The sequence below is a fragment of the Deltaproteobacteria bacterium RBG_16_64_85 genome, assembly GCA_001798885.1.
In the GTDB taxonomy this organism is placed as follows: Bacteria; Desulfobacterota; Deferrimicrobia; order Deferrimicrobiales; family Deferrimicrobiaceae; genus FEB-35.
This window is the reverse complement of the sequence record MGQW01000096.1, coordinates 17584-29624: the sequence shown is the minus strand read 5'-3', so window position 1 is coordinate 29624 and position 12041 is coordinate 17584. Positions and strand designations below refer to the sequence as shown.

At 63.7% G+C, this 12041-nt stretch carries 9 protein-coding genes; 2 read left to right on the top strand and 7 right to left on the bottom strand.

All coding sequences use genetic code 11. The features are described 5' to 3' along the window. Positions 1–345 precede the first annotated feature (345 nt). From A2Z13_01230 to A2Z13_01200, 7 genes are all read right to left on the bottom strand, one after another. Positions 346–1638: a phenylacetate--CoA ligase gene (locus A2Z13_01230; GenBank protein ID OGP75866.1), complete on the bottom strand. Its 1293-nt coding sequence runs from the start codon at positions 1636–1638 to the stop codon at positions 346–348. An 11-nt stretch (positions 1639–1649) separates the two neighbouring features. Continuing rightward, a complete protein-coding gene (locus A2Z13_01225; protein OGP75865.1) occupies positions 1650–2234 on the bottom strand; it encodes an indolepyruvate oxidoreductase in 585 nt (194 codons plus the stop codon). After that, positions 2231–4066, bottom strand: a complete 1836-nt coding sequence (locus A2Z13_01220; GenBank protein OGP75864.1) for an indolepyruvate oxidoreductase — start codon at positions 4064–4066, stop codon at positions 2231–2233. The genes A2Z13_01225 and A2Z13_01220 overlap by 4 nt, the downstream gene beginning before the upstream one ends. A 16-nt stretch (positions 4067–4082) precedes the next feature. Next, a complete protein-coding gene (locus tag A2Z13_01215; protein ID OGP75863.1) occupies positions 4083–5387 on the bottom strand; it encodes a C4-dicarboxylate ABC transporter permease in 1305 nt (434 codons plus the stop codon). Next, positions 5384–5863 (bottom strand): C4-dicarboxylate ABC transporter permease, encoded by a 480-nt coding sequence (locus A2Z13_01210; protein OGP75871.1) that lies wholly within the window; start codon positions 5861–5863, stop codon positions 5384–5386. The genes A2Z13_01215 and A2Z13_01210 overlap by 4 nt, the downstream gene beginning before the upstream one ends. Positions 5864–5881: 18 nt before the next feature. Further along, complete coding sequence (locus A2Z13_01205; protein OGP75870.1) at positions 5882–6904, bottom strand: C4-dicarboxylate ABC transporter substrate-binding protein; 1023 nt, start codon at positions 6902–6904, stop codon at positions 5882–5884. Positions 6905–7038: 134 nt separating this feature from the next. Next, positions 7039–8259 carry a hypothetical protein gene (locus A2Z13_01200; GenBank protein ID OGP75862.1) on the bottom strand — a complete coding sequence of 407 codons (1221 nt, stop codon included), beginning with the start codon at positions 8257–8259 and terminating at the stop codon, positions 7039–7041. A gap of 156 nt (positions 8260–8415) precedes the next feature. On the opposite strand from A2Z13_01200, the gene A2Z13_01195 reads away from it, so the two are divergent. Continuing rightward, positions 8416–11070, top strand: a complete 2655-nt coding sequence (locus A2Z13_01195; GenBank protein ID OGP75861.1) for a hypothetical protein — start codon at positions 8416–8418, stop codon at positions 11068–11070. Positions 11071–11146: 76 nt separating this feature from the next. Beyond that, positions 11147–12037: a radical SAM protein gene (locus A2Z13_01190; GenBank protein ID OGP75860.1), complete on the top strand. Its 891-nt coding sequence runs from the start codon at positions 11147–11149 to the stop codon at positions 12035–12037. Positions 12038–12041 lie beyond the last annotated feature (4 nt).

The window sequence follows — 12041 nt, the reverse complement described above, 5'->3', positions numbered from 1 at the left end:
GGCGTGGAGAATCTCGTAACTTTCCGCATCCACGACCACGATGTCTTCCCGGATGTTGTCTAAAATCAAAGAGAAAAACCCGGAATCTTTCTCCAATTCCCGCTCCCCTTCCACAGGCGATTATCCCGATCGCCTACCTCGGCTAATCTTTACGGAAATTTTTGCATTAAACTTTACTGTCAGATATCCAGGAACAGCCAGGGCGTCTTCGCCTTCCGATCGCGCTCGGAGAGGGCGATGTCCGCCTCGTGCCCGATCGTCAGGGAGATCTCGTCGAGTCCCTTGAGGAGGCACTCCTTGGGGAACAACCCGATATCAAACCGGTACGTTGCGCCCTGATCGTCCCTAGTAGGGCCGATTGTCGAATATGCGCCGGGTTTTCCTCTCCGAGCGCGGCAAGGTGCCGTAAGGGACGATTTCCACCGAGCAGGACACCATGAGGTTGTGCTTGATCTCGCCGGCGACGGCGCGCGCGAGGGGGGCGTCCATGTTGTCGCCGAGGTGGGCGGCACGCTCCGCCTTGACGGTCATGTGGTCCTTCCCGTCTTCCCGCCGCTCGAAGACCACCTGGTATTCGCTGCCGGCGCCGTCGATCTTCGACAGCACTTCGTCCACCTGGCCGGGATAGATGTTGACCCCCCGGAAGACGACCATGTCGTCGGAACGCCCCAGTATCCTGTCGTGGCGGGGAAGGATGCAGCCGCAGGGGCAGGTCCCGTCGATGAACCGCGTCAGGTCGCGCGAGCGGTACCGGAGGAGCGGGGCCGCCTCCTTTCCGAGCGTTGTGAATACCATCTCGCCGATCTCTCCGGGCGCGACGGGCTGCAGGGTCCCGGGATGGAGGAGCTCCAGGATGTAGTAGTCCGCCCAGTAATGGATCCCCGCTTCCCGGTGGCAGGAAAGCCCCGTGCCGGGTCCGTACAGTTCGGTGAGTCCCGGGATGTCGTAGACCTCCTTCACGCCCAGAAGATCCTTGATGGTGGCGATCATTGCGTCGCTGATCCGCTCCGCGCCCAGGATCACCTTCTTGAGCTTGAGCCGGCCTCGGATTCCGCGGGCATGGACTTCCTCGGCCAGGAGAAGTCCCATGGAGGCGGTGCAGCAGAGGACCGTCGTCTGCAGATCCAGGAGAAATGTGCACTGCAGGTCCAGGTTTCCCGGGCCGGAAGGGATGGTCATCGCCCCGAACTTCTCGGCTCCCAGCTGGAAACCCGCCCCGGCCGTCCACAGCCCGTACCCCACGCAGATCTGCACCCGGTCCTCCCGGGTGAGGCCCGCCATCTCGTAACAGCGGGCGAACATGTGGAGCCAGTCGTCGATGTCCTTCTGCGTGTAGCAGAGGATCTTCCGCTTCCCCGTTGTCCCGGAGGAGGAGTGGATCCGCACGATCTCCCCGGGCTCGACGGAGAGCAGGGGGATGGGATACCCGTCGCGCAGGTCCTCGCCGGTGGTGAAGGGGAGCCTGGAAAGGTCCTGGAGCGACCGGATCTCTCCTGGGGTAACGCCCGCTTCCTGGAATTTTCGCCGGTAGAAGGGGGAATTCTTCCATGCGTGGGAAACCGTCCACTGCAGCCCAGTGAGCTGGAGCGCGGGCAGTTCCCCGGGCGCTGCGTATTTCGGCGGGAATCGTCGGAGCATTGGGAAGTAACTTATCGCTTTCCTTGTTTCATTCCAAGGGCAAGCGCGGAAAGCGATGCCGCGAGAAGGGTATCCTTCGCTTCCAGCCGACGGCGGAGAGCCGCCTCGACGTCTTCGGGGGAGCAGAAGAGCAGTCCTCCTTCCTCGCGCGCTCCCGGCATGGAAAGGGCGTAGCCCAACAGGATGAGGTTGACCGACCGGGGGTTGCCGCTTTCTTGAGCCAGGCCGTCGGCGTCGACGGCGTGAACGTTCATGTTCCCGCCTCCCTGGCTCCCCGGAGGCGCGTTGACGATCGCCCAGCCGGAGGTTTTCAAAAAGCGCCGATGGAAGGAGAAGTTTTCCGCCGAAAGTACGATGAGCCCGTCGGCCTGCGACGCACGCACCAGGGGGCTCGAGAAGTCCCCCACTTTCAGGTGGGAGACGACGACGCCCCCCCGCTGGGCCATCCCGTGGGTCTCGGAGGTGAGGACGCTCGCCCCTTTCCGTATGGCGGTCTCCGCGAGCAGGCGCGTGACGAAGAGAACCCCCTGCCCGCCCAACCCGCTGACGACGATCTGCTGGCGTCCGCGCGAAGCAAAGGATCCCTCCCCGTTCACGGGGACGTTCCTTCCGGCGGCGCCTTCCGGATGGCGTCGAGGGGGCAGACGTGGAGGCAGACGCCGCACCCGGTGCACAGGATGCCGTCGATGGAGACGCGCTCTCCCTCCTCGTCGTAGAGAAGCGCCGGGCATTCGAACTGGGTCGTGCAATACCGGCAGCCGTCGCAGTCGTCGGTGATGGTTACCTTCCCGGGGCGCGGAAGGCGGTCCGCCCGGCTCCGGTCCATGACGCAGGGCTCCCGCGCGATGACCACCGCGGGCCCCTTTTCGTGGCTGTACGCGATGGCCTCCTTGAGGAGGCCGATGAATTCCGGAAGGCGGCTTGGAACCCCCACCTTGCAGAACCCGACGCCGCAGGCGCGGACGAGCGCCTCCATGTCCACGGCGCCCGTCGGCTCGCCCGCCGCTCCCTTCCCCGTCGCCGGCGTGGGCTGGAACCCGGTCATCGCCGTCGTGGAGTTGTCCAGGATCACGAGGACGAAGCGTGCCCCCTGGACCACGGCGTCGATGAGCGGCGGGATGCCCGCGTGGTAGAAAGTGGAGTCCCCGATGGTGGCCACGATGTCGACCGACTTCCCGGCGAGCCGGTAGGCCTGGTAAAAACCCGCGGCCTGGCTCACCGCGGCCCCCATGCACAGAACCGTGTCGACTCCTCCGAGATTCAGTCCCAGCGTGTAGCATCCGATGTCGCTCGGGTAGATCCCTTCCGGGGCCGCCTTCTTGATGGCGTAGAAGCTCGACCGGTGGGAACAGCCGGCGCAAAGGGTCGGGCGCCGCCCTCCGCGCTCCGGGACTTGCGCGTCCGAGGTCTCCCCGTCGATCCCGGCGAACTTCGCGAGGACTCCCTCCACGATCTCGGGCAGAAGCTCTCCCGCCTCCGGGACCGCGCCGGAGAGCTTCCCCCGCACTCGGCGGCGGTCGAGGAGCTGCATCTCGATGACGCCGGTCGTCTCCTCGAGTACGAGGACCTCCTCGTAGGCGTTCAGGAGGTGGAAGACGAAATCCGAATGCAGCGGGTAGGGCTGCACGACATGGTAAAGGGGGATGCGGTCCCACAGGCCGGACTCCGAGAGGATCTCCCGGGCGTGGGCCGCCGCGACGCCGGAAGCCACTACCGCCCTCGGGCCGGCGGCGTCCGGGTTCGCACGGAACGGCGCGGTCCGCGGCCAGCCGGCGATGGCGGCGAGCTTTACGTTGAGCCTCCGGTGCAGCTCGTAGCGGAACGCGGGAGTGGCGGCCCAGCGGGTGGGGGATTTCCGGAAGTCGGCCTCCCGGAGAAACGGGGGGATCTCCCGGGGGGAGACGTCCTGGCAGGCGTGGCAGACCCTCGTTGTGGGGCGCAGCATCACGGGGATCTCGAAGATCTCGGAGATCTCGTACCCCGCCGCGATCAACTCCCGCGCGTGCGCGGGCGTGGAAGGGTCGAGGACGGGGACCTTGGCCATCATGGCCAGCAGCCGGCTGTCCTGCTCGGTCTGCGAGGAGTAGGGCCCCGGGTCGTCCGCGCTGATGATGAGAAACCCCCCCTTGACCCCCGTGTAGGCCGCGCTCATCAAGGGGTCGGATGCGACGTTCAGGCCCACCTGCTTCATGCTGACCGCCGTGCGCAACCCCGTCATGCTCCCGGTGTAGGCGATTTCGAAGGCGACCTTCTCGTTGACCGCCCACTCCGCGTGCATCGCAATCCCGTGTTCCGTCCGGAGCCTCGCCAGGGCGGAGAGGATCTCCGACGCGGGCGTCCCCGGGTAGGAGGCCGCGACCCTGCACCCGTTTTCCAGCAGGCCGTGCGCCATCGCCTCGTTTCCGAGCATGAGGATTCGCTTGTCCAAGGGAAGCCCCGCGCCGCTACTTCACCAGGTCGGACAGGACCAGCACGGTCCAGTACGGCGAGATCATGAGGATGAGGATGGAGACGATGTACGACGGCATGTAGTAGAAGCTTCCCCGGAAGACGGTCGCCAGGGGGATGCCCGACATGCCGGAGACGACGTAGCAGCAGATGCCGATGGGCGGCATGATGGAGCCCATCGTCGTGACGATCGTGATGACCTGGCCGAACCAGATCGGGTCATATCCCAGCTGGACGACGAGGGGGTAGAAGATCGGCAGCGAGACGAGCAGGAACGCGAGGGCGTCCATGACGCAGCCGCCGACGATGTAGCAGAACAGGATCACCCACAGCACCATCCACTTGGGCAGCGCGAGCGTCTGGATCCATTCGGCGGTCTCGAAGGGGAGGCGGGTGAGCGTCAGGAACCGGGCGAAGATCACCGCCCCCGCCACGATCATGAAGACCATGCAGGAGATGCGCAGGGTATCCGTCATGGAGTCGATGAACTTCTTCCAGGTCAGCTTGCGGCGCGCGAGGCAGAGGACGAAGCCCAGGAAGCAGCTGACGGCGGCGGCTTCCGTGGCGGTCACGACCCCCGTGAACAGGGCGTACATGATGATCCCGAACAGCGCGAGGATGTCGATCGCCTCCGGGAGCGAACGAAACCTTTCCTTCCAGCCGAACCTCGGGCCTTTTGCCCCCCAGTCGGGGTGCATGCGGCAAATCCATACCACCGTCGCCAGGATGGCGGCGGTCAGGATGGCGCTGGGGATGATATTGCCGAAGAAAAGCTTGCCGATCGACTGGCCGGTGTACAGGCCGTAGACGACGAGCACGATGGAGGGGGGGATGAGGACGCCGAGCGTCGCGCCCGCCGCGACGGAGCCGGCGGAAAGCAAAGGGTGGTACTTGTATTCCTTCATGGCGGGAATGGCGACGGCGCTCATCGTGGCCGCCGTGGCCGTGTTGGAGCCGGAAATGGCCGAGAAGGCCGCGGACGCCAGGATCGTCGTCATCGCGAGTCCACCGCGATAGTGCCCGAACCACTTGTAGGTAGCGTCGTAGAGGCTGAAGTTGTAGCCGGCGTAATGGACGATCTCCCCGACGAGGATGAACAGCGGGATCACGGTCAGTCCGTAGTTGGAGAAGATGTTCCACATTTCGGTGCCTACCATCGAGAAGGCCGCGTCGACGGAGGTCACGAGGGCGATCCCGACGAATCCCACGAGGGCCATGGTGAAGGCGGCGGGGATCCGCAGAACGAACAGGAGGATGAACATGGCGGCGATGCCGTACACGCCGGCGACGGGGCCGCTCACCGCTTTTCTCCCTTGGTCCAGATCGTTTCGAGCAGGTCGAGAAAAATCGTCAGCGCGAGGGCGGCGAACCCCAGGGAAGCACAGAACACGAAAGGGAAGTAGGCGATCTTGAGCGTCTCCGAGAGCTCGCCCGTCTGCCACAGCCTCTTTCCGTACACGAAGATCTGCCAGGAGATGATGGAGAAGAGGACGAGCATGAGAGTGTAGCTCGCGCCGTCGAGCGCCCTCTTGACGGCGTCGGGAAACCTGTCCGAAAGGATGTCCACGACGATGTGATCCTTGCGTTTCTGGGTATAGCCGAGGGCGCCGGCGGTGACGATCGCTCCAAGAAAGGAGACGATCTCATACGTGCCGCTCACCGGGGCCTGGAAGATCCTCAGAGCGACGTTCATCGTGGCCAGAAGAGTGAGCGCCAGCAGCGCGACCCCGCCTGCGATCATCAGGAGCTTCCGCAGCAGCGCGGAAAGCCGTTCCAGATCCATCGGGACCGCGGGCTACTTGTACTGCTGCTCGTGCTTCTTCTTCAGCGCCAGCGCGTCCGCGACGATCTGGTTCGCGGGCAGGTTGAGCGCGGTCACCCGCCTGATGTAATCGTCCACCATCGGCTTGAGAAGGTTCCTGACGGCATCGCTGTCGTCGGCCGGCAAGGTGAACACCTGGTGGTCGTAGCTCTTCCTGGACCAGTCCAGGGCTTCCGTGACGTGACTGTCCACGTAGGTCCCCGTCCACAGCGCCTGTTCCCGGCGCATGTCGTCGAGCACCTTCTTCACGTCCGGCGGGAGGGAGTTCCACTTCTCCTTGTTCATGACGACCGCGAAGGTGACGACGGGCAGGTTGGCGATAGTGGCGTAAGGCGTGTAGGCGGCGAACTTGAAGTCCTGAAGGATTTCCAGCGACGACACCATCCCCTTGACGACGCCCTTCTGGATCGCCTCGGGGGTCTCGGACTGGGGCATGGCCACCGGGATGCCGCCGAGCCGCTTCACGACTTCGGCGCTCGTCCCCGCCACCCGCAGTTCCAATCCCTTCAGGTCCTTCAGGGATTTCAGCGGCGTTTTCGTCATGAAATGGGTCGGCGGGCAGGTGAAGAGGGTGAGGATCTTCACCTTCTCGAACTCCTTCGGCTGGTACTTCTCGACGAGGTCGTACAGCGTAAGGCTTGCGACCTTGGCGCTGGTGAAGCCCAGGGGGAGGTCCACGGCCTCGGACACCGGGAAACGCCCCGGCTGGTAGCTCATGGCGAAGTTACCGATGTCCGCCAGGCCCGAGATGACCCCGTCCAGGATGTTCTTCGCCGGCAGGAGCGTTCCGCCGGGGAAGGTCTGCACCTTGACCTTGCCGCCGGTCCGCTTCTCCACTTCTTTCGCCCAGTGCTCCATCTGGACGCACGGGAACGTCGGCGCCGGGGGAAAGTTGGCGTACGTGAGCTTGATCGTCGCCTCCGCTGCGACACTCCTGGAACCCGCGAGCATCGTCCCGAGAAGAACCGTCAGAAAGATCGGAAGTACGCGATTCAACCGCATTCGAATTCCTCCTTTTCTTCACTTCGAACATCGAATAGAGTGCGGAAATTATGGACATTTCGCCCGCGATTTGCAAGGTGAATGGTTCCACCGGAGAGTGACGGGAAAGGCTTCGCGATCCGCCGGTTTCAGAAAGGCTTGCCGTCGAGGCCGATCCGGGCGGCGCGGACCACGCGGTTGCGTCCGCCTGCCTTCGCGGCGTAAAGGGCCTGGTCGGCCGCCTTGAGCAGGTCGGTGGTGGACTGCCCGTCGTCGGGGAACGATGAGACTCCCGCGCTGATGGTCACCTTCAGCGGGGCGCTGTGTCCCGGGACGGGGAATTCGGCGGCGGCGACCTCCTCCCGGAGCCGATCGACGTAGAGAAACGCCTGGTCCTGGTTGGAGGCGGTCATCACAACGACGAATTCCTCTCCCCCGTAACGGACGACGAAGTCGGAAGCACGGGTGGCCTTCCGGATCATCTCCGCCAGTTTCTTCAGGATGACGTCCCCTGCCGGGTGCCCGTAGGTGTCGTTGACCTTCTTGAAATGATCGATGTCGAGGAGAAGGACCGAAAGGGGGGCCATGTAGTTCCTTGCGCGCCTCACCACCGCCTCGAACCGGTGCGAGAGGTACTTACGGTTGTAGAGTCCCGTCAACGGGTCCGTGGATGCTTCGAGGTCCGCCGTCTCGACGGCGATGGAGTTCTGGAACGCGCTGGCCATCAAGTCAGCCAGCATCGAGGCGTACGGCCGTTTCCCTCCGAGGGGGACGGCGGACCCGGAGAGCACCAGCGCGCCGTATGTCCTTCCTCCCCAGACCACGGGGGCGACGAGATCGGGCAGGAGGCCGGCCTCCTCCAGGGTTCCGGGAGGGAGGGGCCAGCTCTTCATCCCCGCGAGATAATCCTCCTTTGCCACGACGATCAGTTGCCGCGCGGCTGTTCCCAAGATTCCCTCCGTGGAGGAAAACCTTCGGCTGTCCTTCCAGCCGTTCGGGAATCCAACCCCGCAGACCAGGTAGAAGCCGCCATCCTCTTTCCGGAGGGCGAAAAATCCCGCTGTCGACGTGCGGAAGATCTCCTTGGTGATGCGCACGGCGATCCCCGGGATGGCGCCCGGCGCCAGTCTCTCCCCCAGCCTCTTGACGATGATGGGGATCTGGGACGCGATCGTCAGGTCGTCGGCCCGTTCCTTCGTCGTCTTCTCCAGCTCGGCCGACAATTCCTGGATCTGCCGCCGCAGGCGGAAATCCTTATCCGTATCCGTCTCCGTCGGCGATTCGGGGATTCGAGCGACAAAGAACCCGGCAACGAATCCTGCGATTCCCCCCAGGAGGAGCGCCGCCACAAGGAAGAACATCGTGGTCATGGCAATCAATATAGCAATTTCAGAAGAAAAACATTAATGGAAACAAATACCCTGCGGAGGCGGGAATGCTTAAAGAAGCGTGAAGATTCTCCGATAAGAGAGAAAGAAGTTTCCCGCCTCGATGGGCAGCGGTTGTTGAAAAAAAACCGGAGTGCTGTGGGAATCAGCGGGATGGACTGGGAAAAGATCATTTTTTCGATGCCCGATGCGGTCGCTGTCCTGGACGCTGGGTACCGGTTCGTCTGGGTCAACACCGCCATGGAGACTTTTATTGGCATCCCCCGCGAAAAGATCATCGGGGAAACCTGCTACTCGCTTGTCCACAAGACCGAAAAACCTGTCCAGGGCTGCCTCCTCCAGCGCGCGATGGACAGCCGGCGCAGGGAGTCGGCCGATATCGAGTTTCCCGAGAAAAACCTGTGGCTCAAGGAGACCGTCGATCCGATGGTCGATGAAAACGGCCGGTTCGCCGGAGCGATCCATTACCTTTCGGACATCACTTCGGTGAAAGAAGCGGAGAGGATTGCGATCCGCCATTCCCGGAACCAGGAGGATCTCGCCGGGCGTCTGGCCTCCCTGATGGACAACATTCCCGGCGCCGTCTACCGGGGACTCCGGGACTGGTCTCTGACCTTCATCGGCGCCGATGTCGAGCGGATTACGGGGTACACGCCAGAGGAGTTCCTGAGCGGCACCACGACGTGGCGGGAGATCATCCACCCGGATGACATCGATTTCGTGAAGCAAGCTTTCCGACAGGCTGTCCAAGAGAAACGGAAGATCCTTCGGGTGGAATACCGGACGCGGCACAAGGACGGCAGCATCCGGTGGCTAGGGGACAGGCGCCGGCTGATCTACGACGCGGAAGGGAACTTCGACTATGTCGACGGTCTGCTGCTGGACATCACCGACCGGAGGCAGTCCGAGGAGGCGTTGCTGGCTACGTACGAGAAGCTTCAGGCGGTGATCGAAGCCTCGCCGCTGCCCATAATGGCCCTGACCCCCGATGGAATCGTCACGCTGTGGAACCTGTCGGCGGAACGCGTGTTCGGCTGGACGCCGGATGAGGTGATAGGGAAATTCAATCCCATGGTGCCCGAGGAAAAACGGGATGAATTCCGCGCGCTGCGGGAGCGCGTGTTGAAAGATGGCGGTTTCTCGGGCGTGGAGATCACCCGCAGGAAGAAGGACGGATCTCCCATCGGGATTTCCCTCTCGACGGCTCCCCTGCGGGACACCCGGGGAAACCTCACGGGGATCATGGCCGTCATGGAGGACATCACCGAACGGAAGCAGGCCGAAGAGACGATCGTGCTGGAGCGGGACTTCTCGAATGCGGCCCTGAACAGCCTGCCGGGGATTTTCTACCTGTTCGACCAGACGGGGAAGCTCCTGCGCTGGAACGGAAATTTCGAGCGGATCACCGAATACTCCACCGAGGAAATCGGACGGATGCATCCGTTGGACTTTTTTGAGGATCCGGACAAGAGATTGGTCCGGGAGCGGATCCGGGAGGTTTTCGAGTCGGGCGCCTCGTCCGTGGAGGCGGAGCTTGTTTCGAAAAGCGGGGAGAAGATTACCCATTACTTCACCGGCCAGATCTTCCACGGGAAGGGAGGGCCGTGCCTCATCGGCACCGGCATCGACATTTCCGAGCGGAGGAAGCTCGAGGAGCAGTTGCAGCAGTCGCAGAAGATCGAGGCGATCGGAAGGCTGGCGGGCGGAATCGCGCACGACTTCAACAACCTCCTCACGGCGATCCGGGGGTACTCCGACCTCCTGCTCCACCGGATCGACAGCTCCTCTCCGTTGCGGAAGGATGTGGAAGAGATCCAGAAGGCGGGGGAGCGCGCCACGTCGCTCACCCGGCAGCTGCTGGCCTTCAGCCGGAAGCAGGTGCTGCAGCCGAAGGTGCTGGATCTCAATACCGTGGTGGCCGCCATGGAAGGGATGATCCGGCGGCTGATCGGCGAGGACATCGACCTGGTGACCGTCCTCAAGCCCGGCCTGTGGAACGTGCAGGCGGACCCCGGACAGGTCGAGCAGGTCATCATGAACCTCATCGTCAACGCCCGGGACGCCATACCGCAGGGCGGGAAGGTGACGATCGAGAGCTCGAACGTGGAGCTGGACGACCGGTACGTCCGCCGGCACACGGTCGTCAAGCCGGGGGAGTATGTCCTGCTTTCCATCAGCGACACGGGCATGGGGATGGACGAGGAGACGAAGGTCCGGCTCTTTGAGCCCTTCTACACAACCAAGGAAAAAGGAAAGGGGACAGGGCTCGGGCTATCCACGGTCTACGGCATCGTCAAGCAGAGCGGCGGCTACATCTGGGTCTACAGCGAGGCCGGGAAGGGCGCCACGTTCAAGGTGTACTTCCCGCGTTTCGGGGGCGTCGTTGAGACAAAGAAGGAGGGGGCATCGGTTTCCGCGCCGCGTGGCCGGGAAACCGTACTGGTGGTGGAGGACGAGGAGGTGGTCCGGGCGCTGGTCCGGAGTATCCTGGAGGGAAACGGCTACACGGTCCTTACGGCTTCCGACGGCGTCGAGGCACAGAAGGTCGGAAGAAGCCATAAGACCCCTATCCACCTGATCATCACGGACGTTGTCATGCCGAAGATGGGCGGCCGGGAGGCTGCGGAATCGCTGGCGCCGCACCTTCCCGGAGTGAAGGTACTCTACATGTCCGGCTACACGGACGAGTCGATCGTGCACCACGGCGTGCTCGAATCCGGCATCTCCTTTCTCGAAAAACCCTTCACTCCCGATGCCCTGCTGCGCAAGGTGCGCCAGACGCTTGACGCCTGATGGGAAGGCCGGCGCCTGCGAAGAAGGGGTACAATGACGGGGGTATGCGGAAGAGCGGCCCGGCGGGGGGAGGAGCATGGACAGCGGGGAACAGTCGGAACGTGCGCGCCGGCTTTTAGGCAGGCTCGAGCGGTGCGACATCTGCCCCAGGATCTGCCGGGTCAACCGTGTCCGGGGGGAAAAAGGCGAATGCGGAACCGGGCAGGCGGCGAGGGTGGCCTCGTTCGGTCCGCACTTCGGGGAGGAACCGCCCCTGACGGGATGGAACGGCTCCGGGACCGTTTTCTTCTCCCGGTGCAACCTCCACTGTGCATTCTGCCAGAACTACGACATCAGCCATTTCGAGGAAGGGCGGGAGGTTGCAGCCGCCGCCCTCGCGGACATTTTCCTGTACCTGCAGCGCACGGGGTGCCATAACCTCAATCTCGTTACGCCCACGCACGTGACCCCTCAGATTCTCGAAGCTCTCTCGCATGCCCGGGAGCGCGGGCTCTCCCTCCCGGTCGTCTACAATTGCGGCGGATATGAACGCCTGGAAACGCTGCGCGAGCTCGAAGGGGTAATCGACATCTACATGCCCGACGTGAAGTTTCTGGAGCCGGGGCCTGCCGCGAGGTACTGCGGCGCTCCCGATTACCCCATGGTGGTCCGGGCCGCGGTCAAGGAGATGGCGCGGCAGGTGGGGCCCCTGGTCCTCGACGGGAGAGGGATCGCCCTCCGGGGGCTTCTCGTCCGCCATCTCGTGATGCCCGGAGACGCCTCGACGACACGGAAAGTGATCGACTTCCTGGCGGGGGAGATCGGGACGGACACCTACCTGAACCTGATGGACCAGTACCGGCCGTGCGGCAGGGCGTACGAGTTCCCCGAGATCGCGCGGCGGACCTCTCCGGAGGAGTGGGGCGATGCCCGCGACTATGCTCTCTCCAAGGGGATGTCCCGCCTCGACGGGGAGCACGCTCCATGACTTT